This is a genomic window from Vibrio sp. 10N.222.49.C12, assembly GCF_041475025.1.
In the GTDB taxonomy this organism is placed as follows: domain Bacteria; phylum Pseudomonadota; class Gammaproteobacteria; order Enterobacterales; family Vibrionaceae; genus Vibrio; species Vibrio crassostreae_C.
Genome location: NZ_JBFRVF010000034.1, coordinates 59258 through 80697, shown reverse-complemented (window position 1 = coordinate 80697; position 21440 = coordinate 59258). Strand labels below are relative to the sequence as shown.

The 21440-nt window shown below is 46.1% G+C and carries 24 protein-coding genes; 14 read left to right on the top strand and 10 right to left on the bottom strand.

The genetic code is table 11. The features are described from left to right. The first annotated feature begins 463 nt into the window (after nt 1-463). Complete coding sequence (locus AB4583_RS12580) at nt 464-1009, top strand: gamma carbonic anhydrase family protein (protein WP_017058763.1); 546 nt, start codon at nt 464-466, stop codon at nt 1007-1009. On the opposite strand, the gene AB4583_RS12575 is transcribed toward AB4583_RS12580, so the two are convergent. From AB4583_RS12575 to AB4583_RS12560, 4 genes are all read right to left on the bottom strand, one after another. Then, nucleotides 1006-1275 (bottom strand): DUF1488 domain-containing protein, encoded by a 270-nt coding sequence (locus AB4583_RS12575; RefSeq protein WP_102548818.1) that lies wholly within the window; start codon nt 1273-1275, stop codon nt 1006-1008. The genes AB4583_RS12580 and AB4583_RS12575 overlap by 4 nt on opposite strands. Before the next feature lie 17 nt (nt 1276-1292). Then, nucleotides 1293-2123 (bottom strand): shikimate dehydrogenase, encoded by an 831-nt coding sequence (aroE, locus tag AB4583_RS12570; RefSeq protein WP_372117541.1) that lies wholly within the window; start codon nt 2121-2123, stop codon nt 1293-1295. 72 nt (nt 2124-2195) lie between these two features. Continuing rightward, complete coding sequence (gene hemF, locus AB4583_RS12565) at nt 2196-3113, bottom strand: oxygen-dependent coproporphyrinogen oxidase (protein WP_076648966.1); 918 nt, start codon at nt 3111-3113, stop codon at nt 2196-2198. A 19-nt stretch (nt 3114-3132) separates the two neighbouring features. Beyond that, nucleotides 3133-3690 (bottom strand): L-threonylcarbamoyladenylate synthase, encoded by a 558-nt coding sequence (locus tag AB4583_RS12560; RefSeq protein WP_076648964.1) that lies wholly within the window; start codon nt 3688-3690, stop codon nt 3133-3135. Between the two features lie 195 nt (nt 3691-3885). Here AB4583_RS12560 and purE point away from each other — a divergent pair, with 195 nt between their 5' ends. After that, a complete protein-coding gene (gene purE, locus AB4583_RS12555) occupies nt 3886-4371 on the top strand; it encodes a 5-(carboxyamino)imidazole ribonucleotide mutase (RefSeq protein ID WP_004735777.1) in 486 nt (161 codons plus the stop codon). A gap of 5 nt (nt 4372-4376) precedes the next feature. Further along, a complete protein-coding gene (locus AB4583_RS12550; protein ID WP_372117536.1) occupies nt 4377-5507 on the top strand; it encodes a 5-(carboxyamino)imidazole ribonucleotide synthase in 1131 nt (376 codons plus the stop codon). Nucleotides 5508-5612: 105 nt separating this feature from the next. Here the strand turns inward: AB4583_RS12550 and AB4583_RS12545 are convergent, their stop codons facing one another. From AB4583_RS12545 to AB4583_RS12530, 4 genes are read right to left on the bottom strand one after another with little or no spacing between them, the layout of a single operon-like run. Next, on the bottom strand, nt 5613-6182 hold the full coding sequence (locus AB4583_RS12545; protein WP_017069578.1) for a type I DNA topoisomerase: 570 nt from the start codon (nt 6180-6182) through the stop codon (nt 5613-5615). Between the two features lie 12 nt (nt 6183-6194). Continuing rightward, nucleotides 6195-6671, bottom strand: coding sequence for a DUF494 family protein (locus AB4583_RS12540; protein ID WP_029235095.1), 477 nt, complete (start codon nt 6669-6671; stop codon nt 6195-6197). 3 nt (nt 6672-6674) lie between these two features. Next, on the bottom strand, nt 6675-7787 hold the full coding sequence (dprA, locus tag AB4583_RS12535) for a DNA-processing protein DprA (RefSeq protein WP_372051836.1): 1113 nt from the start codon (nt 7785-7787) through the stop codon (nt 6675-6677). Then, on the bottom strand, nt 7784-8875 hold the full coding sequence (locus AB4583_RS12530) for a LysM peptidoglycan-binding domain-containing protein (RefSeq protein ID WP_372051837.1): 1092 nt from the start codon (nt 8873-8875) through the stop codon (nt 7784-7786). The genes dprA and AB4583_RS12530 overlap by 4 nt, the downstream gene beginning before the upstream one ends. A gap of 140 nt (nt 8876-9015) precedes the next feature. Here AB4583_RS12530 and def point away from each other — a divergent pair, with 140 nt between their 5' ends. The 6 genes from def to AB4583_RS12500 all read left to right on the top strand — a co-directional run bounded on the left by def (nt 9016) and on the right by AB4583_RS12500 (nt 15530). Continuing rightward, on the top strand, nt 9016-9528 hold the full coding sequence (gene def / locus AB4583_RS12525) for a peptide deformylase (RefSeq protein WP_017058772.1): 513 nt from the start codon (nt 9016-9018) through the stop codon (nt 9526-9528). A gap of 37 nt (nt 9529-9565) precedes the next feature. Then, complete coding sequence (fmt, locus tag AB4583_RS12520; RefSeq protein WP_017063006.1) at nt 9566-10513, top strand: methionyl-tRNA formyltransferase; 948 nt, start codon at nt 9566-9568, stop codon at nt 10511-10513. A gap of 92 nt (nt 10514-10605) precedes the next feature. Then, nucleotides 10606-11886 carry a 16S rRNA (cytosine(967)-C(5))-methyltransferase RsmB gene (gene rsmB, locus AB4583_RS12515; RefSeq protein WP_017058774.1) on the top strand — a complete coding sequence of 427 codons (1281 nt, stop codon included), beginning with the start codon at nt 10606-10608 and terminating at the stop codon, nt 11884-11886. 109 nt (nt 11887-11995) lie between these two features. After that, entirely contained in the window at nt 11996-13372 is a 1377-nt protein-coding gene (gene trkA / locus AB4583_RS12510; protein WP_004735766.1) for a Trk system potassium transporter TrkA, read from the top strand. Nucleotides 13373-13467: 95 nt separating this feature from the next. Next, the gene (locus AB4583_RS12505; protein ID WP_029235459.1) at nt 13468-14913 is read left to right on the top strand and encodes a TrkH family potassium uptake protein; all 1446 of its coding nucleotides are present in this window, start codon (nt 13468-13470) and stop codon (nt 14911-14913) included. 26 nt (nt 14914-14939) lie between these two features. Next, nucleotides 14940-15530 carry a DUF3157 family protein gene (locus tag AB4583_RS12500; protein ID WP_065584150.1) on the top strand — a complete coding sequence of 197 codons (591 nt, stop codon included), beginning with the start codon at nt 14940-14942 and terminating at the stop codon, nt 15528-15530. Here AB4583_RS12500 and AB4583_RS12495 read toward each other — a convergent pair. Then, on the bottom strand, nt 15527-16180 hold the full coding sequence (locus AB4583_RS12495; protein ID WP_017058777.1) for a hemolysin III family protein: 654 nt from the start codon (nt 16178-16180) through the stop codon (nt 15527-15529). The two genes, AB4583_RS12500 and AB4583_RS12495, sit on opposite strands and share 4 nt — an antisense overlap. A gap of 156 nt (nt 16181-16336) precedes the next feature. After that, on the bottom strand, nt 16337-17128 hold the full coding sequence (locus tag AB4583_RS12490; RefSeq protein WP_017058778.1) for a sporulation protein: 792 nt from the start codon (nt 17126-17128) through the stop codon (nt 16337-16339). A 283-nt stretch (nt 17129-17411) separates the two neighbouring features. On the opposite strand from AB4583_RS12490, the gene AB4583_RS12485 reads away from it, so the two are divergent. From AB4583_RS12485 to AB4583_RS12465, 5 genes are all read left to right on the top strand, one after another. Next, nucleotides 17412-17579, top strand: a complete 168-nt coding sequence (locus tag AB4583_RS12485; RefSeq protein ID WP_004739323.1) for a hypothetical protein — start codon at nt 17412-17414, stop codon at nt 17577-17579. 131 nt (nt 17580-17710) lie between these two features. Then, a complete protein-coding gene (locus AB4583_RS12480) occupies nt 17711-17974 on the top strand; it encodes a YihD family protein (RefSeq protein ID WP_009848104.1) in 264 nt (87 codons plus the stop codon). A 326-nt stretch (nt 17975-18300) separates the two neighbouring features. Then, nucleotides 18301-19719 (top strand): cytochrome c oxidase accessory protein CcoG, encoded by a 1419-nt coding sequence (ccoG, locus tag AB4583_RS12475; protein ID WP_017069573.1) that lies wholly within the window; start codon nt 18301-18303, stop codon nt 19717-19719. 73 nt (nt 19720-19792) lie between these two features. Continuing rightward, complete coding sequence (locus AB4583_RS12470) at nt 19793-20779, top strand: serine/threonine protein kinase (protein ID WP_017058781.1); 987 nt, start codon at nt 19793-19795, stop codon at nt 20777-20779. Between the two features lie 55 nt (nt 20780-20834). Then, nucleotides 20835-21434: a thiol:disulfide interchange protein DsbA/DsbL gene (locus AB4583_RS12465; protein ID WP_017063015.1), complete on the top strand. Its 600-nt coding sequence runs from the start codon at nt 20835-20837 to the stop codon at nt 21432-21434. Nucleotides 21435-21440: the final 6 nt, after the last annotated feature.

The window sequence follows — 21440 nt, the reverse complement described above, 5'->3', positions numbered from 1 at the left end:
TTTCTACAAGAGAAAGTAGTTATTTGTATTGGTCACTCAGTTCATTGAAACCAAAGTTGATTCCGAAGAATCTGTTTTATCTAATGATAAAACGTTTTGATATTCATCAACGAGTGCCCACACAGATTGATAGGTTTAAATTGTTAAAGAGCTTTTCCTTTTTGAGCTTCGCTCAAATCGGACGGCCATTTTAGCGATTTAAGTTTTAGTGTCAACCACTATTTTCAAAACTTTTTTCAAGCGCTTAGCTTGGCTAATTTGACCTGCTGATTCGTTTTGGTTTCTTACGAAGCCATCCCGTGTCAGCGAGGTGGCATTATAGAGATTTCGATCACACTGGCAAGCCCTTTTTGAAGTTTTTCTTACTTTTTTGATTGTTCGAGCGTTTTTTGTTCAAAACACCCCATTTTCACTAGTATTCCTCTTAATTAAGGGCTTAAGGTGCCTATATAAAGGAGGATTTATGAGTTCAATACGCAGTTATAAAGGAATATCCCCTCAGATTGGGCAAGGTGTCTATATAGATACCAGTTCAGTACTGGTTGGTGATATCAAAATCGGTAACGACTCTAGCGTGTGGCCTTTGGTTGCAGCTCGAGGGGATGTGAACCACATTCATATTGGAGAGAGAACGAATATCCAAGATGGTAGTGTCTTGCACGTCACCCATAAGAATGCTGAAAACCCTGACGGTTATCCTCTCTTAATAGGTAATGATGTCACTATCGGGCATAAAGTAATGCTGCATGGCTGCACTATTGAGGATCGTGTACTTGTTGGTATGGGAGCGATCGTGTTGGATGGCGTGATTATCCAAAAAGAAGTGATGATTGGTGCTGGTAGCTTAGTGCCACCAAACAAGGTACTTGAAAGCGGTTACCTCTATGTAGGAAGCCCAGTAAAACAAGCTCGCCCATTAAATGATAAAGAGCGTGCCTTTCTACAGAAGTCTGCAGACAACTACGTTCAGAATAAAAATGACTATCTAGACTCTGTAATTTCAGTCTAAAGCGCTTTGATCTGAATCCGATTAGAGGAGTCATACTCCTCTTCTTCTATTAACTCTTCAGCTAGCTCTTCAATATCAAAACGTAACTCTGAAAAGATAACTAAAGCTTGATCGCTTTCTTCTATATCTTTACCTGCCAATCGAGACAACTCTTCAATAGACATAATACACTCAATCAGTGCACCCGACTGCTGTGCTGGGAAGATGATTGATTGATTTTCTTCATCCCAATCTTGGATATCAGGAAATAGAATTGATTGATTCATTTTTTATAAATACCTCATTACATCTCTAGGTTTTTACGTAATTCTCTTAAAATCTGTTTTGTTCCCGGACGAAGGCCACGCCAAAGCATAAAGCTCTCTGCTGCCTGCCCCACTAGCATACCCAAGCCATCATAAGCAGCATGAACACCGTTATCTAATGCCCACTGATTGAATACCGTCGTTCCAGATCCGTAAACCATGTCATAAACAGCACTATTCGAATTGAAGATAATCTCAGAAATTTCAGGAAGCTGACCACTTAGACCAGACGAGGTCGAGTTAATGATGACATCAAACCCTTCATTAACATCACTTAACCCCATTCCTTTGATGTTTCCATGTGAAGAAAACATCTCAGCCAGAAGTTCAGCCTTTGAACTGGTTCGATTAGCGACTACCAACTGTTGTGGCTTTTGGTCGAGTAGAGGTTGAATCACTCCTCGAGCAGCACCACCAGCACCAAGTAGAAGAACGCGAGCCCCTTCTAGGACTACTTGATGTTGAAGAAGATCTTGAACTAAACCTTCACCATCGGTGTTATCACCAATGATCTCTCCATCATCGAGCTTCTTAAGTGTGTTTACGGCACCTGCTAGTTCAGCTCTCTCAGTCAGGCGATTAGCGAACTGATAGGCATCTTCTTTAAAAGGCGCAGTGACATTACACCCTCTCCCACCTTCACTAAAAAATGCTTGAGCAGCAGTGATGAATTGACCTTGTTCTGGCTGGAGTGCTGTATAGGTAAGTTGTTGGCTGGTTTGGCGAGCAAATAATGTGTGAATGAATGGCGATTTGCTTTGCCCAATAGGGTTACCGAAAACGGCATAACGATCTACTTGCTGTGTCATATCCTTACCTAACAGAAAAAAAGGGTCATCTATATAGATGACCCTATCACTATCCCTATAAGGAAGGAAGAACTACCAAACTCGAGGTTTGAGGTAGTCACTATAAAGCAGAGCTTCTGGTGAGCCCGCTTGTGGTTCATAGCGATATTCCCAACGAGCCAACGGTGGCATAGACATCAATATAGACTCTGTGCGACCACCACTTTGCAGGCCAAATAAGGTGCCTCGGTCATACACTAAGTTAAACTCAACATAGCGACCACGACGATATAGCTGGAAGTCACGCTCGCGCTCACTATAAGGTGTCGCTTTACGACGCTCAACTATTGGTAGATAAGCGGCTGCAAAACCTTCACCGACAGCCTGCATATAAGCAAAGCTCTTATCGAAACCCCACTCATTCAGATCATCAAAGAACAGACCACCCACACCGCGTGTTTCGTCTCGGTGAGGCAGGTAGAAGTATTTATCACACCACTCTTTATGCTCTTGATAAACATCATCACCAAACGGCGCACAAAGATCTTTAGCGGTTTGATGCCAAGATTGGCAGTCTTCATCGAAAGGATAAAATGGCGTTAAGTCAAAACCGCCACCAAACCACCAAATCGGGTCTTCCCCTTCTTTTTCCGCAATAAAGAATCGTACGTTGGCGTGTGAGGTTGGGATATATGGGTTTTTAGGGTGGATAACTAATGAAACCCCCATAGCCTCAAACTTACGTCCAGCTAATTCAGGGCGATGAGCCGTGGCTGAGGCAGGCATTGCCTTACCCGCTACGTGAGAGAAGTTAACCCCACCTTGCTCAAATACCGCACCGTTGGTCATCACGCGAGTACGACCACCGCCACCAAGGCGCTCGCCAGGTTCACGCTGCCATGCATCTTCTTCAAACAGTGCAGTACCATCAGCTTGCTCAAGCTGCTGGCAAATCGAATCTTGTAGGCTCAGTAAAAACTGTTTTACTGCTTCTTTATCAATTGCTGACATCTTTCTTCCTTTGCAGAGTTTAACCCTGTCTTAATATTTTCGACGTTTTTGCATCTCTAATTTCGCTTGGCTTCTCACGACCACCCGTTTGACCTTCTAGAATCGCGACTAAGTGTTGACCTAGTTGCTGTTGAACTTCTTCAGTCGTCATACAAGGCGGCTCGCCAGTCAGGTTGGCACTGGTCGAGGTTAACGGCTTGCCGAACTCATTACACATTCTTTGAACCAAAGGGTGATCCGTCACTCGTACCGCGATGGAATCAAACTGGCCGCTGACCCAGTCTGTTACTTTAGCGCTGGTTGGCATTATCCAAGTCACTGGTCCCGGCCATGTTGCTTTTACGGTCGCTAACTGCGCTTCCGTCAACTGGCTTTCGTCAATATAGGGCAGCAACTGCTCGTAACTCGCAGCAATTAGGATCAACCCTTTCTCCATCGGCCGCTGTTTTAAATCGAGCAATTTCTTAATGGCTTGTGGATTATCGGGATCACAACCGACCCCAAAAACGCCTTCAGTCGGGTAAGCAATGACTTCACCTTGTTGTAATGCCTGCAAAGTATGTTGAAAGTTATCCAAGGGTTGCCTCATTAATTCTGTTATCGAACTCGCTAAGTGTACAAATTATCATTCACTGTGACTAAAGCTATTTGTTTATAAAATGTATCAATTAACAACTTAGACTGACGCAAACGTTTTCCTTGAGCAATTTTACCCGTATAATGCGCGCAAAATATCTAATCACTAATTAAATCGTACCTGAAGGAGTTTGAGATGACTGTCGGTATTATCATGGGTTCTAAATCTGATTGGCCAACAATGAAGCTAGCTGCAGAAATGTTGGATCAGTTTGGCGTGGCGTACGAAACAAAAGTGGTTTCTGCTCACCGCACACCTCAGTTGCTTGCTGATTACGCAACCAGTGCGAAAGAGCGCGGTATTAAAGTGATTATTGCTGGTGCTGGCGGTGCTGCGCATCTTCCGGGCATGGCTGCAGCTTTCACAAGCGTACCTGTTTTAGGTGTTCCTGTTCAGTCTAAAGCACTGAAAGGCATGGATTCTCTGCTTTCTATCGTACAGATGCCAAAAGGCATTGCGGTAGGTACTTTGGCTATCGGTGAAGCTGGCGCTGCCAATGCTGGTATCCTAGCAGCTCAAATCATTGGTACTCACAATGAAGAAGTGATGGCCAAAGTAGAAGCGTTCCGCTCTGAGCAAACAGAAACGGTTCTGGCTAATCCAAACCCTGCAGAGGACTAATTCCCATGCATGTTCTTGTGTTAGGCGCAGGCCAACTTGCTCGCATGATGTCCCTAGCTGGGGCACCGCTGAATATTGAAATTTCTGCTTTTGATGTTGGCAGCAAAAACATTGTTCACCCATTAACGCAAGCGATTCTAGGCAACGGCTTAGACAATGCGATTGAGCGTGCGGACGTCATTACTGCTGAATTCGAACATATCCCTCACGATGTTCTTGAGGTATGTGAGCGCAGCGGTAAGTTCTTACCGACAACAGAAGCAATCAAAGCTGGCGGTGACCGTCGTCTTGAAAAAGCCCTGTTAGACGAAGCGAACGTGAAGAATGCTAAGTACTACGTGGTTAACTCTCGCGAAGACTTTGACGCTGCAATTGCTTACGTTGGCTTACCAATGGTGTTGAAGAGCACACTTGGCGGCTACGACGGCAAGGGCCAATGGCGCTTAAAGACATTAGACAATGTTGACGCGACTTGGGCAGAAATGGCTGAGTGCATCGCTGCAACAGACAACCAAGCGATTGTGGCTGAAGAGTTTGTTCCGTTTGACCGCGAAGTATCACTGGTTGGTGCTCGTGATACCAATGGCGAGGTTCAAGTGTATCCACTGGCTGAGAATGTTCACACCGACGGCGTGTTGAGCTTATCGACAGCGATTGATGACATTGAACTGCAAGAGCAAGCTAAAGCCATGTTCACTGCCATTGCTGAGCGTTTAGATTACGTTGGCGTGCTAGCACTTGAGTTCTTTGATGTTCAAGGTTCACTGCTTGTTAATGAGATTGCACCACGTGTTCATAACTCGGGCCACTGGACGCAACAAGGCGCAGAGACTTGTCAGTTTGAAAACCACCTACGTGCAGTGTGTGGCATGCCACTAGGTAGCACTAAACTGATTCGTCCAACCGCAATGATCAACATTCTTGGCGAAGATACTCTTCCTGAGGCTATTCTTGCTCAAGGTGGTTGTCATGTTCATTGGTATGGCAAAGAAAAGCGTGCAGGTCGCAAGATGGGTCACATTAACGTGAGCGCTGACTACAACGCAGAATTACAAAGAGCTTTGTGCTCATTGGCTGAGATTCTTGATAAGCAAGCCTACCCTGCTGTGCATGAGTTTGCTGAGCAGATGAAGTAAGCCTACATTGGCTTATTGATATAAAAAGTTTATTGGATACAAAAACGGCGCTCAGTGAGCGCCGTTTTTTTGTTTCTGGTCATTCACTTACTGTGATTAACATGACTACTGAGATTGAATGTGATGACACTTGCGATCAGCACATTGCTTCTTAGTGCCACTGGCTGTTTTCTTCTCAAGTAACAACGGGAACTGGCACTCTTCACAACGACCTATAACTGGTGGCTGATTAACGGCGAACTTACACTTAGGGTAGTTATCACACGCATAAAAAGTTTTACCATAGCGAGATTTACGCTCAACCAAGTGGCCTCGACCACACTCAGGGCAGGCAACAAGTGGCTGCTCTTCAGGTTGTTCTTTCGGTTGGTCCAAAGATTCGATGTGATTACACTCTGGATAACTGCTACAGCCAATGAACATCCCAAAGCGACCTTGCCTTAATACCAATTCGTTTTGGCATTTAGGACACGGAACGCCCAGCTCTTTCACCACATGACCATCATTTTGATGAAGAGGCTTGATGTAATCACAGCTCGGATACTGCTTACAGCCTAAAAATGGGCCGTGCTTACCATGGCGAAGCTGAAGCTCCCCACCACACTGTGGACATGGTTCATGCTCTAACGCATGTTCATGTGCTGAAAAAAGCTGATTATCAATCTTACTACTCATGATAAGCCTGTATTAATGCAAGATACCTTGCTCTTTGGTGTACAACAGCTCTTCCATTTGCGTGTAAGCACTTTCATTACCCGGTACATTGAACAGTACCATTAAGATAATCCACTTCAGATCATCCAACTCAAATTCATTGGTCTCTAACCCCATGACACGATCAATCACCATTTCACGAATCTCTGTCGTGAGGACGTTGATCTGCTCAAGGAACAACAAGAAACCACGACACTCCATATTAATACGTGATATCTCTTTACTTGTGTAAACACGCATCGAGGTATTAGAGCACATAGTAATCGCCGCTTGGTTATCGGTATCTTGCAGTGCAGCAAGGTCTTCTAACCAATGGAGAGCCTTATAAATATCATCTTGGTGAAACCCCGCTCGAAGAAGTTCATCTTCAAGTTCGTCTTGATCCACCTGCAATTCAGAATCGCTATGGATGTAGGTTTCAAACAAGTACATCAGTATGTCCATCATCATAGCTTAGCCTCTCCCCTTTCGAATATAGCCACCGGAAACTGCAACAACATGCCCTGAGAGCTCAAGCTCTAAAAGCTGCATCATGACTTCATGCACAGGTATATGGGTTCTCTGTGCCAAAATATCAACGGGTGTCGCCTCTAATCCTACGTTAGCTAACAGCTGTGGAAATGGCAATTGTTCATTTTCACCCTCATTCGGCGTAGGTTCGAATAAGCTCGGCTGCTGATCTATAGACCAGTTTAACAGACTCTTTATTTCAATCAGAACATCTTGAGCATTTTGTACTAAACATGCTCCAGCTTTAATTAAGCTATTACCTCCGCGACTGGTTGGGCTATGAATTGAACCGGGCAGCGCAAACACCTCTCGGCCTTGCTCCATGGCATAGCGAGCCGTAATCAAAGAACCACTCTTTTCAGCTGCTTCCACCACCAAGGTTCCTAACGACAAGCCACTTATAATACGGTTACGACGGGGGAAATGTTCAGGTCGTGGTTTGGCGCTTGGACGAAACTCTGAAATCAGCGCTCCGTTCTCACAGATCCTCTCAGCTAGATTTCGGTGGCGGGCAGGATAAATGGAGTCCAAGCCAGACCCCAACACTGCAAAAGTTTCCCCTCTTTTATCTAGAGCACCATCATGAGCATAGCCATCGATACCTAAAGCTAAGCCACTGGTGACAATTAAACCGTTTTGGACAAACTCTTTGGCGAAGGACTTGGCGGTCTGCAGTCCTTCAATACTGGCATTGCGGCTGCCGACCATCGCGATTTGAGGCTCGATCAGTTTTTCAACGTGACCTTTAACGAAAAGAACACTGGGCGCAGAGGCAATCTCATTAAGCAGTTTGGGATAACGTGGGCAATTAGGGGTAATGATGTGATGGTTAGGCTGTTTTGCTTGCCATGATAAGCAAGCCTCCACTTCTCTTGGGGCTTGCTCTCTTAGATAAGAAATTTGTTTGCCTGATAAACCCATCACTTGCAGCTGCTGGCTTGAGTAGCCAACAATGTTCGAAGGGGAATCGATACTCAGCAGGCGAGAAAGGCGTTTGCCACCCAATTGAGGAACAAAACTTAGAGTTAGCCAAGCACTCAGTTGTTGCTCATTCACTCGGTGCCCTTAACCTCTTCTGTCAAAGCAAGATCCAAAGGCGATACTGCCAGAATGCCCTTGCTAACAGGCTTAGAGCTCTGAGTGATCAACGCGAGGCTAAAATACTCATAAGGACGAATGACCATCAAGCTACCGAGCGAGGTACTTGGTAGCTGCACTTTATTACTCGCCGCAGACTCTTTATAGCTGTATTCACCCTGCTTACCAAACACCACAGCACCGCTTTCACTGAGGGTAAACATAGAACCTTGGCGAAGGTTATCCTGTGAACCTTTGTTGATCACCACTACCTGATTCTTCGCGCTGTACTGGCTGCCATCTAATGAGCCCAAGATATTAGCAAACTGACCTGCCGCACTAGGTGCAGGATAAAACGTGGTAGAGAGCTTCACCTGATCAACACCAAGTTCTGGTAGCACAAGGTCATTAAGCAGCACCTCTTGCAGCTGAGTGTCTATCTGCAAGCTGCTGAACTCAGCATCCACCTCTTTTAAGCGCGCAGTGGCGACCAGTCGCAAAGAGGTAATACTCGCTTGGGGTTGCTGCCGTTGGTAGGTTTCAACTGCGCGGTAGATACCCCACTTTTGATGTTGTTGGTTACCTGAGATAAACAACCGGTCTGCACCCGATAAGAAACGTTTACCATCACTGGTTCCTAATACTCGTTGTGCCGATTCGATATCTTGCTGCTCTACCAAGCGATCAGACTGTAAATAAGGTAGAACCAGTCCCTCGTTGACGGTAGGTACTGCTTTCTTCTCAGAAACACGAATCTTAGGGCTGAGTTTGATAACAGGCTTGAGGCTCAAGACAGGTTCACCATTAATCCAAACCAACGACAGTTTGTCTCCGGGATAAATAAGGTGAGGATTTTCTATCTCAGGGTTTACCTGCCATAACCTTGGCCACAACCACGGGCTATCAAGATACATCGCAGATATATCCCATAAGGTATCGCCCTTTACCACCACATACGCCTCAGGTGCGCCCTGCTTAATGGTTAAAGGTTGAGCGCTATTTTCAGCCGTAGCGGCGAACGAAAGCGAGGCACAAACAAGAGAAAAAATGGGAGAAAAATGACGCATGACCTAGGTTCCTTGGTCTGAATATATGACATCTGATTTGAGAATTACCTTCAGGATGCTGTCATTTGACCTCTAAAATGTCTAGAATTGAGCCAACAAGGTTTAAGCTGTTTCGGCACAGTTCAATATTTCGAGTGTATATGTCTGTATTACAAGTATTAACATTACCAGATGATCGTCTACGTACCGTGGCGAAACCGGTAAAAGAAGTTACCCCAGAGATTCAAAAGTTCGTTGATGACATGATTGAAACCATGTACGACGAAGAAGGTATCGGCCTTGCGGCAACGCAAGTAGATTTCCACCAACGCATCGTTGTTATCGATATTTCAGAAACACGTGATGAGCCAATGGTGCTTATCAACCCTGAAATTACTGAGAAGCGCGGCGAAGATGGAATCGAAGAAGGCTGCCTATCTGTACCAGGCGCTCGAGCTCTAGTACCTCGCGCTGCAGAAGTAACGGTTAAAGCACTAGACCGTGACGGCAACGAATTCACATTCGACGCTGACGACCTTCTGGCTATCTGTGTTCAGCACGAACTTGACCACCTAGAAGGCAAGTTGTTTGTTGATTACCTATCGCCACTAAAGCGTAAACGTATCCAAGATAAGCTAGCGAAGATTAAACGTTTCAACGAGAAACAAGGTTAATAACCGCTGCTATTACTAAATTAGAAGGAAGCCTACCTTGAGTCAGTCTTTAAGAATTGTCTTTGCAGGTACTCCGGATTTCGCCGCCCGTCACTTGGCGGCGTTGTTGTCTTCGGAGCATGAAGTTGTTGCTGTTTACACACAGCCAGATCGCCCAGCAGGCCGCGGTAAAAAACTCACTGCGAGCCCAGTAAAAAACATCGCACTTGAAAACAATATTCCGGTTTACCAACCAGAAAACTTCAAGTCAGATGAGGCTAAGCAAGAGCTAGCTGAATTGAACGCTGACATCATGGTTGTTGTCGCTTACGGCTTATTGCTTCCGCAGGTTGTATTAGATACACCTCGCTTAGGTTGTATCAACGTACATGGCTCTATCCTACCGCGCTGGCGTGGTGCTGCTCCGATTCAACGCTCTATTTGGGCAGGTGATAAAGAGACAGGCGTGACGATCATGCAGATGGATATCGGCCTAGATACTGGCGACATGCTAAGCATCGCAACGCTGCCTATCGAAGCGACAGATACTAGCGCATCAATGTACGAGAAGTTAGCGGGTCTTGGCCCTGACGCGCTTGTTGAATGTCTAGCGGACATCGCTTCTGGCAAAGCGGTTGCAGAAAAGCAAGACGATGAGCTTGCGAACTACGCGAAGAAGCTAAGCAAAGAAGAAGCGCGTATCAACTGGAGTGATGAAGCTGCGCATATTGAACGCTGCGTTCGTGCCTTCAACCCATGGCCAATGAGCCACTTTGAAGCTGCTGAGAACAGCATCAAAGTATGGCAAAGCCGTGTGGCAGAGCAAACTTCTGATAAGCCTTCAGGTACAATTCTGCAAGCGGATAAAACTGGTATCTACGTAGCGACAGGACAAGGCGTACTTGTTCTTGAACAGCTGCAAGTTCCAGGTAAAAAAGCCATGTCAGTTCAGGATATCTTGAACTCACGTGCAAGCTGGTTTGAAGTTGGTACACAGCTTTCTTAATCCGCTTTTAAAGCTGCTAATTACGCAGCTAAGAAAACCTTTACGAGGGCAGAGATGCCCTCATGTATTCAAATAAATATTCGGTACCCCTCATGAATGTTCGCGCTGCTGCTGCAAATGTCCTATTCCAAGTTGTCGATAAAGGCCACTCTCTTTCACACGCTCTCCCTGCGGCTCAAAAAACGATCCGTCCGCGAGACCATGCTCTACTGCAAGAGATTTGCTACGGCGCACTTCGTTACCTGCCTCGTTTAGAGTCAATCGCTAACGAACTGATGGAAAACCCACTTAAAGGTAAAAAGCGTGTATTCCACCACCTAATCTTGGTGGGCATTTACCAACTAAGCTTTATGCGTATCCCTTCGCATGCTGCGGTTGCTGAAACGGTTGAGGGTACTAAAACACTGCGTGGTCCAAGCCTGAGTGGTTTGATCAACGCTGTACTACGTAGCTACCTACGTGACCAAGAAGAACTAGACGAGAAAGCCGTTAGCCACAATGCAGGCAAATACGGCCACCCAAGCTGGATTCTAAAAATGCTTCAAGAGAGCTACCCAGATCAATGGGAGCAACTGGTTGAAGCAAACAACAGTAAGGCACCAATGTGGCTGCGCGTTAACCGCCAACACCACACTCGTGACGAGTATGTTGAACTGCTTAAAAACGAAAACATTGAATACACATTGCACCCTGAAGCTGCTGATGCCATAAAATTAGCTGCACCTTGTGATGTTACTTTGCTTCCTGGCTTCGACAGAGGTTGGGTATCAGTGCAAGACGCTGCCGCTCAGCTTTCGGTTGATTACCTAACACCAAAAGATGGTGAGCTGATCTTAGATTGTTGTGCTGCACCAGGTGGTAAAACGGCACACATTCTTGAGCACACTCAAGATACTGAAGTGGTTGCGATTGACTGCGACATCAAACGTCTAGACCGCGTTTACGATAACCTTGAGCGCCTGCAACTGCGTGCCGACGTAATTTGTGGTGATGCTCGCTACCCTGAAGAGTGGTGGATGGGTGATAAGTTCGACCGTATTCTGCTTGATGCACCTTGTTCAGCGACTGGCGTTATTCGCCGTCACCCTGACATCAAGTGGCTACGTCGTGCGTCTGACATTGATGCGCTGGCTGAACTGCAAAGCGAGATTATGGATGCAATGTGGCGTCAGCTGAAAGAAGGCGGCACCATGGTTTATGCGACTTGTTCTATCACGCCGCAAGAAAACGTGCTGCAAGTGAAAGCATTCCTAGCACGCACTGAGAACGCTACGTTGGTTGGGTCTGATATCGAAAATCCGGGTCGTCAAATACTACCTGGAGAAGAAGATATGGATGGCTTCTACTACGCAGTTCTAGTAAAACAGGCATAACAACTAACAGCGGCTAAGAATTTATTTCTTAGCCGCTGTTTCTTTCTAGTGCATTATCAAAATAAAGTTAGATAACTAGAATTACCACGGTAAAGAAAAGAGAAAGGCTATGAAGATCATTATCCTAGGTGCTGGACAAGTTGGCGGTACCCTTGCTGAAAACCTGGTTGGTGAAAACAACGACATCACCATTGTCGACCGTAATGCTGACCGACTTCGTGAACTTCAGGATAAGTACGACCTTAGGGTTGTAAACGGTTATGCCAGCCACCCAAACACACTACGTGAAGCGGGTGCGCAAGATGCCGACATGTTGGTTGCCGTAACCAACATGGATGAAACCAACATGGCTGCGTGTCAGGTTGCTTTCTCTCTTTTCAATACGCCGAACCGAATTGCTCGTATTCGCTCTCCTCAATACCTAGAAGAGAAAGAAGCGTTATTCAAATCAGGTGCCATCCCAGTCGATCACCTGATCGCACCCGAAGAGCTAGTGACCAGCTACATCGAGCGCCTGATTCAATACCCAGGCGCACTGCAGGTTGTGAGCTTTGCTGAACAGAAGGTTAGCCTAGTAGCAGTAAAAGCCTACTACGGTGGTCCACTGGTTGGTAACGCATTGTCTGCTTTGCGTGAGCACATGCCGCACATTGATACCCGTGTTGCCGCTATTTTCCGTCAAGGTCGCCCTATTCGCCCACAAGGCACCACCATCATTGAAGCCGATGATGAAGTGTTCTTCGTCGCAGCGAGTAACCACATCCGCTCAGTAATGAGTGAGCTACAGCGCCTAGAGAAACCGTACCGCCGCATCATGATTGTCGGTGGTGGTAACATTGGTGCAAGCTTGGCAAAACGCCTTGAGCAGAGCTACAGTATCAAGCTTATCGAGCGCAGCTACACTCGCGCCGAGAAGCTGTCTGAAGAATTAGAAAACACCATCGTATTCTGTGGTGATGCCGCCGATCAAGAGCTGCTGACCGAGGAGAACATCGATCAAGTGGACGTGTTCATCGCCCTAACCAATGAAGATGAAACCAACATCATGTCAGCCATGCTGGCGAAGCGAATGGGTGCCAAGAAGGTAATGGTACTGATTCAGCGTGGTGCTTACGTAGACCTTGTTCAGGGTGGTGTGATTGATATTGCTATCTCGCCACAGCAAGCGACCATTTCTGCGCTGCTTACTCACGTTCGTCGTGCTGATATCGTAAACGTATCCTCTCTACGTCGCGGCGCTGCAGAGGCGATCGAAGCGATTGCTCACGGTGACGAAACCACCTCTAAAGTGGTTGGCCGAGCGATTGGCGACATCAAGTTACCACCGGGCACCACTATTGGTGCGATTGTTCGCGGAGAAGAAGTACTTATCGCGCACGATAGAACCGTAATCGAACAGGATGACCACGTAGTGATGTTCCTAGTGGACAAGAAATACGTACCGGATGTTGAGTCTCTATTCCAACCGAGCCCGTTCTTCTTATAGCCTTGTTCTCGTGAGCTTCTTCTCGCAACTTTCTTTTGTGAGAACGGCGCTCCGGCACAAAGCTGTAATCAATTAAAGCTATGGTCTATTAAGCTATGGTCAACTTTCGTCCGATATTATTAGTGATAGGGTTAGTGTTATCAAAACTCGCCCTTTTCATGTACATCCCTACATTGGTTGCCTTTTTCACAGGCACCGGTGGCTTCCTCGAGTTTGGTCAGTCGGTAGTGATCACGCACATTGTGGCGTTCATCTGCTTGAGCTTAGGCCGTTCAGCTAAGTTCCGACTTGGGGTACGGGACATGTTCCTGATCACCTCTCTGGTATGGACGATAGCCAGTGCCTTTGCTGCACTGCCGTTTGTCTTCATCAACCACATCAGCTTCATTGACGCCTATTTTGAAACCATGTCTGGTATCACCACAACAGGCTCAACCGTATTAAGCGGCTTAGACAGCATGGCTCCAAGTATTCTGTTGTGGCGTTCTATACTGCAATGGTTAGGTGGCATCGGCTTCATCGTTATGGCGGTAGCGGTTCTGCCAATGCTCAACGTCGGTGGTATGCGCCTGTTCCAAACCGAATCATCCGATTGGTCAGATAAAAGCAGCCCACGAGCGAAAACGGTCGCCAAGAACATCGTGGCGGTTTATCTGGTTCTGACTGGGTTGTGCATCATTAGCTACCTGTTTGCAGGCATGGGTATCTTTGACGCAATCAATCATGCCTTCACAACACTGTCTACGGGTGGTTACTCAACATCAGATGGCTCAATGAACCACTTCTCTAACAGTGCTCACTGGGTAGGAACCCTGTTCATGTTCCTTGGTGGTCTGCCGTTCCTACTGTTTGTTAGCGCACTGCGTGGTAGAAAACTCTCAATCCTCTACAAAGACGCGCAAGTGAGAGGTTTCACCTATCTATTCTTGGTTACCAGTGCCGTGATATCGACATGGTTGGTGGTTAGAGATGGCTACACAGTCATGGATGCGATGCGTGTTTCGATGTTCAACATTGTGTCAGTCGTAACCACAACCGGTTTTGGCTTAGAAGATTTCACCGCGTGGGGCGCTTTGCCTACCACGCTGTTTGCCTTTTTAATGATGGCGGGCGCGTGCTCAGGTTCAACCTCTGGTGGTATCAAGATCTTCCGCTTCCAGATCGCGATGACCATGCTTCATAAGCAGATGATGAAACTGATTCACCCGTCGGGCGTGTTTGTTCAACGCTACAATCAGCGACCGGTGAATGACGATATTGTGCGTTCACTAGTCGCATTTGGTTTGATGTTCTTTATTACGATTATCTTAATTGCAGGTGGCTTGAGCGCGATGGGGCTTGATCCCGTGACCAGTATATCTGGCGCTATCACAGCCGTTGCCAACGTTGGTCCTGGTATGGGCAGCGTTATCGGTCCAACCGGGAACTTTGCTCCACTGCCCGACGCCGCTAAATGGTTGCTAAGCTTAGGAATGCTGATGGGGCGACTCGAGATATTGACGCTCATTGTTCTATTTTTCCCAGCCTTTTGGCGACGTTAACCAAGCACAAAATCAAGGAAACACAGATGAAATCATACGTACTTCTCGCTAGCGCATTGCTCGCAAACTCAGTATTCGTAAGTTCTGCCTTTGCTGATCAAATGGTCACACTGCCTGATGGAAAACAAGTGTTACTCAAAGATGATTTTACTTGGCAATACGTGGCACCGAAGCAAACGGAAACAGCAGCGACAACATCAGAGATCGAAGCGCCTATTGCAGCAGCCCCTGTCGTAGCCGTACCTGTCGCAACGAACACGCGTGGCACTACGATTGTGGTTAATAGTAAAAAGCCAAGCTTACAGCTGTCTCAGTCAGGAGTGGATGTTGTACTGGGTGCAAGTCGCTATGAAGATGGTGAGCTTATCATTCCGACAGCCATCACTAACCAAGGCACTCAAGCGGTCATTTTGGTATCACTTAACATCAGCGTATTTACTGCAGAAGGTGAGTTGTTGGCAGAAGAAGAAGTTGCTGTGTGGAAATCAATCAAACGAATGGCCGACACATACCTACGACCAAAGACGGGTGAAGAAGGCAAGCTCATCAAGCTCGACCTAGAACAACACCCTGAATATCAGATTAAAGCTGAGATTACTGAGGTACTGGCTCGCTAAACCGGAGTCACGTACAAATAAATAGCGAAGAAATGGCAAGCGCAGCCCGCCAACACAAACAAATGCCAGATGGCATGATTGTAAGGGATGCGTTTTGCCACATAGAAAATCACACCCAACGAGTAAATCACGCCACCGAGTGCTAGTAGCACCAAACCACCCATCTCGATATTCATCGCCAGTTGATAAACCACAATCAGCGATAACCAACCCATCGCCAAGTAAGTCACCAATGACAAACGCTTAAATCGGTAGACGAAGGCAATCTTCATAATGATTCCGACTAGCGCGATACCCCAAATCACTGCCATCAAACCCATCGCCAATGGTGTTCTTAAACTCACCAATAAAAATGGCGTGTAACTGCCCGCAATCAATAAGTAGATCGCACAGTGATCGAGAGTTTTCAGTAATCGCTTGGTCTTTTCTGTGGTGATCGAGTGATAAAGCGTGGAAGCGAGAAAGAGTAGGATAATACTGCTGCCATATACCGCCATACTCGCAATAGTCAGTATGTCGGCTTGATGGTCAAACGCACGAATCAGCAGCAGGACTAAACCAACCACGCCAAGCACAACACCCAAGCCATGGGTTATCGCATTGGCGCGTTCTTCGATGTCACTGTATTCGCTCGCCGATGATGCAGACATGATTATCCTACTAGAGTAAATGTTCGATTTGCCTAGTATTGCACATTAAGCTTACACGTGTAAGCTTAAATTTTTATGACATCTTTTATGACATTAATAACGCCTAAACGGTGTGATGAAGCTAAGGTCTCTAAAGCTACAGAACCAAAGAGCTAACTAAGATGCGTTGTCTAGATACTCAAGTACCATCTTGCCCGCATCTTGTGGTGACGTATCCAATGGCACACTCAATTGACGCTGCAGTTGGCCAATGCCTAACAAGCTCGCCAACATGCCTTTTGCACCATCGCGATTACGGTCTATCTCAAACCACAACTTAAGCTCAGTTTCATCACGATGAGCTACAACCTCAAGCTCACGCCAACGGCCATGATAAGGACCCGTCGTCGGAACAAACTCGAACTCTTGTACAAATGGCAGTTCAAAGCCTTCTACCGCTTCACACTCCACTTGGCGAATACGCAGCCCTTGAGCTTCAAGCTCGTTAAAAATACCATCGAGGAGTGCGTCAGGGCGCACCGTTAAGATGTCTTTATCCGATGGATCAATCGCCATCGCAATATCGAGCCCGGTTTCTAGCCACACCTTTGAATCACCAATCGTGACAGGTGTGTTCAGCGGGACATCAAACTCACATTCAAAATCACGGGTTTCACCCGGCTGAATAACAAAGGCATACGGCAGGCTCCATTTGGCCAACGAGTATGTCTGGTGCATTCGACGTGTTTGACCGCCCTCTTGCCTTTGCGAATTCATAGTAATTTCTTTGACGTAACGACAGCACAAGTTGAGATCGATATTGTCGATCTCTTGTGGCTGAGCGCCACCATAGACATGCACAATAATGCTCGCCTTCTTGCCTGGATAAAGCACTTCCTGTTGCAATACAGAATCCACCTTGGCAGATCCAATTCCAAAACTTGCTAACGTTTTCTTTAAGAACGACATATGCACCTCCTTTAAAGCATCATCTTAAGCCTGAAAGAGGTTCAAACTCAAATATACTGCTCACACTATTTTAGCTCTAATATCGTCTATTTATCACTCAGGCGTCGATCGATAACTTAGATAGTGATAATCTAAGCCTTGATATGCATGCATATCATTATCCTGATTTATTCTTCGGATTGGCGAAAGCCAGACGAGTGACGCTTCAAGCAATTGAGGTGGAGCTCATGGTAAATCAGGCCATTAGATTGGCAATGGATATGCCTGACCGTTAGGTAAATTAATGCGCCCAACAGCTGTCAGGTTCTCGCACACCAACCGTAGTGCGATGCGTCGTCGTAGTGGCTTTGTTGCTGCTCCAACGGCTAAGAAATTGGCTCCGACAATGACTCTAGTTGAGAAGACTGCTTTATTAGCACCGACTACAACAAAAGTGATTAAAGCCGCTTAACAAAAAGCGCAGTTTTTACTGCGCTTTTTTCTTGCCCGCTCCCATCTTGAAATGTGTTTACACATTGGTATTCCCTACCCGATTTGATACCTTAGCCACAAATCATTATAAAATTTGTGGAGAAATAAAGTATGAAGTGTCACCGCATTGAAGAACTGCTTGAACTGATGGAGCCTGAGTGGCAGAAAGATCAAGAGCTTAACCTATTAGAGTTCATCATTAAGCTATCAAAAGAAGCGGGCTACCAAGGCAAGCTTGAAGAACTGACTGACGATGTTCTTATCTATCACCTAAAAATGCGCAACAGCGAAAAAGATGAGATGATCCCGGGCCTGAAAAAAGACCAAGAAGATGATTTCAAAACCGCAATTCTAAAAGCACGTGGCCTTCTTTAGTCGCCCGTTAGTTTAGAGCTCAATTGCCGTATAGATAAAACACTCAATTTTAAAAAGCGACCACCAGGTCGCTTTTTTGTTTCTGTTCGCTATTTTTTCGTCACAACTGTTATGACTTTTGTTGTTAAAGGTTGATAGCGTTAAAGAAATGAGAACAAGATTGTCGCTATAATCGCCATCCATAAGAATCTTCTAAAATAATAAGAGTGAGTGCGATAACAACAAATGCACCAAGCTCAATTTCAACAGGTTCTCTAAACCATACTTTCAAGTAATGTCGTCATGCCCGACTTAACCGGGCAAACAAGCCACAAAAAGGATAGTCCATGAGTCAGGATAAAATCGATATCAAAGATGTGACTCCTAAAACCTTTAACCCGAAAACACATAAAGGTAATGGAGATCGATTTAACCCAAGTAACCGAATCTATGTTCGAGAAAGCAAAGGTAAATTCCAACAACTGCGTCGCTATGGCGGTTGGTTCTTACTTTTACTTTTTGCGCTTATCCCATGGATTCCCTTTGGTGAACGTCAAGCGATCTTGCTCGATATCGGCAGCCAACAGTTCAACTTCTTTGGCACCACCTTATACCCGCAAGATCTGACCCTACTCGCGATCCTATTTATGATTGCCGCGTTTGGCCTGTTTTTCATAACCACCTTCTTAGGCCGCGTCTGGTGTGGCTATTTATGCCCGCAAACCGTCTGGACCTTCATGTATATCTGGTTCGAAGAGAAGCTAGAAGGCGCTGCCAATAAGCGAAGAAAACAAGACTCGGGCAAACTGACGAGCAATTTAATCCTCAGAAAAACCCTCAAACACATTGCGTGGTGGGCGATTGCCATTGCGACGGGCTTAACCTTTGTTGGTTACTTCATCCCAATCAAAGAGTTAGTGGTTGGCTTCTTTACCTTTAACTCGTCTTTCTGGCCGGTGTTTTGGGTACTGTTCTTTGCTGGATGTACTTATGCCAATGCGGGTTGGATGCGTTCAATTGTTTGTCTGCACATGTGTCCTTACGCGCGTTTCCAGTCGGCAATGTTCGATAAAGACACCTTCATCGTTGGTTACAACACAGAACGTGGTGAAAGCCGTGGCCCTCGCTCTCGTAAAGCCGATCCAAAAGAGCTTGGTCTGGGCGACTGTATTGACTGTAATCTGTGTGTACAAGTGTGCCCTACGGGTATCGATATCCGTGACGGCCTGCAATACGAGTGTATTAACTGCGGCGCGTGTATTGATGCCTGTGACAACACGATGGAGCGTATGGGCTATGAGAAAGGCCTGATCAATTACACCACCGAGCACAGACTTGAAGGTCACTCGACCAAGGTAATGCGTCCCAAGCTGTTGGGCTATGGCGCTATCTTGATCGTGATGCTGGGCTTGTTCTTCGCCCAAATCGCGAGCGTTGATCCTGCCGGCCTAAGTGTTCTGCGTGACCGAAACCAACTGTTTAGAGTCAATAACCAAGGGTTGGTTGAAAACACCTACACCTTGAAAGTGATCAACAAGACTCAACAAGAGCAAGAGTACAAACTCGATGTTAGCGGACTGCCCGATTCTATCTGGTATGGTAAACAGACGATTACTGTCAATCCAGGCGAGGTTTTGAACCTACCTATCAGTTTGGGCGCCGACCCAGAAAAACTGAGCTCACCAGTTTCGACAATTCAGTTTATACTCTCGGATAATGAAGAGTTTACGATGGAAGTCGAAAGCCGCTTTATCAAGAAGCTCTGATACCCGCACCGTAGTGCTTGGTATAACAACCCAATAAATGGAAAAAGGCTCAGTAATGAGCCTTTTTTATTCTATGACGATGCAAGCCTTTAACTTTGATAACCTGACTCCTGACTTCATGTGGTACGCACTGGAGAGCATTGGAGTTCGTGCTGAATCCGGGCTTCTCGCTCTCAACAGCTACGAAAACCGGGTGTATCAATTCACCGATGAAGACCGTAAGCGCTACGTCGTTAAGTTTTATCGTCCGCAACGCTGGAACAAGGCACAGATCCAAGAAGAGCATGACTTCGCACTCGAGCTTATCGAGCAAGAGATGCCTGTTGCTCCTCCAATGCGAATCAACGGTGCAACCTTACATGAATACCAAGGCTACCTATTTGCACTATTTGAAAGTGTTGGCGGCAGACAGTATGAAGTTGACAATCTAGATCAATTGGAAGGCGTAGGACGCTTTCTTGGTCGTATTCATAAAGCCAGCGCGGGAAGAACATTCCAGCATCGCCCGACCATCAGCTTAGATGAATACCTTTATCAGCCACGTAAGATTCTAGAGAACTCTCAGTTTATCCCGACGCACCTAGAAAATGCCTTCTTCAATGACGTTGACCTTCTGATCAAAGAGCTAGAGAGCCAGTGGCCGAGCAACATTGAGAATATCCGCCTGCACGGTGACTGCCACCCTGGCAATATTTTGTGGCGCGATGGGCCAATGTTCGTCGATCTTGATGACGCACGTAACGGCCCTGCGATACAAGATCTGTGGATGCTGCTCAATGGCGAGCGCCAAGATAAGCTGATGCAACTGGATATTTTGCTAGAGAGTTACCAAGAGTTTTGCGATTTTAATACCGCACAACTGAAACTAATCGAACCACTACGCGGTCTACGTATGGTGCATTACATGGCATGGTTGGCGAAACGATGGCACGATCCTGCGTTTCCTCTGGCCTTCCCGTGGTTTAATGATCCGAAATATTGGGAGCAACAAGTACTTGCTTGTAAAGAGCAAATTGCTACCCTGCAAGAGCCACCACTTTCGTTAATGCCTCAGTGGTAACAGCAATCGCAACATACAACTAGATAAAAATTCAAACATAATGGAGATTGGATAAATGAAAAAGCTATTCGCATTTTTCTCATTGATCATGTTGAGCCTTACCGCTCACGCTGCGAAATTTAACGAAGGTGAACACTACAAAGTTCTCGACCTAGAAGCATCAAAAAAACCAATGGTGACAGAGTTCTTCTCTTTTTACTGCCCACACTGTAATAGCTTTGAGCCAATCATCCAGCAGCTAAAACAACAGCTACCTAAAGACGCTAAGCTACAGAAGAACCATGTTTCATTCATGGGTGGCAACATGGGTCTGCCAATGAGCAAAGCTTACGCGACAATGATTGCACTGAAAGTTGAAGATAAAATGGTGCCAGTGATGTTTAACCGCATCCACACAATGAACAAGCCACCACGTGATGAAGAAGAACTGCGTCAAATCTTCCTAGACGAAGGCGTTGATGCGAAGAAATTCGATGCTGCGTATAACGGCTTTGCTGTAGATTCTATGGTTCGTCGCTTCGACAAAGCATTCAAAGACAGCGGCCTTTCAGGTGTACCCGCTGTTGTGGTTAACAACCGCTACCTAGTAGAAGCTCAAGGTATCAACTCTCTTGATGAGTACTTCGAGCTCGTGAACTTCTTATTAAAGAAGTAAGCCATT

Bases quoted from the DNA above. Each gene is read 5' to 3' on its own strand.
- AB4583_RS12580 (WP_017058763.1), top strand. From the start codon at position 464: ATGAGTTCAATACGCAGTTATAAAGGAATATCCCCTCAGATTGGGCAA.
- AB4583_RS12575 (WP_102548818.1), bottom strand. From the start codon at position 1,275: ATGAATCAATCAATTCTATTTCCTGATATCCAAGATTGGGATGAAGAA.
- aroE (WP_372117541.1), bottom strand. From the start codon at position 2,123: ATGACACAGCAAGTAGATCGTTATGCCGTTTTCGGTAACCCTATTGGG.
- hemF (WP_076648966.1), bottom strand. From the start codon at position 3,113: ATGTCAGCAATTGATAAAGAAGCAGTAAAACAGTTTTTACTGAGCCTA.
- purE (WP_004735777.1), top strand. From the start codon at position 3,886: ATGACTGTCGGTATTATCATGGGTTCTAAATCTGATTGGCCAACAATG.
- AB4583_RS12550 (WP_372117536.1), top strand. From the start codon at position 4,377: ATGCATGTTCTTGTGTTAGGCGCAGGCCAACTTGCTCGCATGATGTCC.
- AB4583_RS12545 (WP_017069578.1), bottom strand. From the start codon at position 6,182: ATGAGTAGTAAGATTGATAATCAGCTTTTTTCAGCACATGAACATGCG.
- AB4583_RS12540 (WP_029235095.1), bottom strand. From the start codon at position 6,671: ATGATGATGGACATACTGATGTACTTGTTTGAAACCTACATCCATAGC.
- AB4583_RS12530 (WP_372051837.1), bottom strand. From the start codon at position 8,875: ATGCGTCATTTTTCTCCCATTTTTTCTCTTGTTTGTGCCTCGCTTTCG.
- def (WP_017058772.1), top strand. From the start codon at position 9,016: ATGTCTGTATTACAAGTATTAACATTACCAGATGATCGTCTACGTACC.
- rsmB (WP_017058774.1), top strand. From the start codon at position 10,606: ATGAATGTTCGCGCTGCTGCTGCAAATGTCCTATTCCAAGTTGTCGAT.
- trkA (WP_004735766.1), top strand. From the start codon at position 11,996: ATGAAGATCATTATCCTAGGTGCTGGACAAGTTGGCGGTACCCTTGCT.
- AB4583_RS12505 (WP_029235459.1), top strand. From the start codon at position 13,468: ATGGTCAACTTTCGTCCGATATTATTAGTGATAGGGTTAGTGTTATCA.
- AB4583_RS12500 (WP_065584150.1), top strand. From the start codon at position 14,940: ATGAAATCATACGTACTTCTCGCTAGCGCATTGCTCGCAAACTCAGTA.
- AB4583_RS12495 (WP_017058777.1), bottom strand. From the start codon at position 16,180: ATGTCTGCATCATCGGCGAGCGAATACAGTGACATCGAAGAACGCGCC.
- AB4583_RS12490 (WP_017058778.1), bottom strand. From the start codon at position 17,128: ATGTCGTTCTTAAAGAAAACGTTAGCAAGTTTTGGAATTGGATCTGCC.
- AB4583_RS12485 (WP_004739323.1), top strand. From the start codon at position 17,412: ATGCGCCCAACAGCTGTCAGGTTCTCGCACACCAACCGTAGTGCGATG.
- AB4583_RS12480 (WP_009848104.1), top strand. From the start codon at position 17,711: ATGAAGTGTCACCGCATTGAAGAACTGCTTGAACTGATGGAGCCTGAG.
- ccoG (WP_017069573.1), top strand. From the start codon at position 18,301: ATGAGTCAGGATAAAATCGATATCAAAGATGTGACTCCTAAAACCTTT.
- AB4583_RS12470 (WP_017058781.1), top strand. From the start codon at position 19,793: ATGACGATGCAAGCCTTTAACTTTGATAACCTGACTCCTGACTTCATG.
- AB4583_RS12465 (WP_017063015.1), top strand. From the start codon at position 20,835: ATGAAAAAGCTATTCGCATTTTTCTCATTGATCATGTTGAGCCTTACC.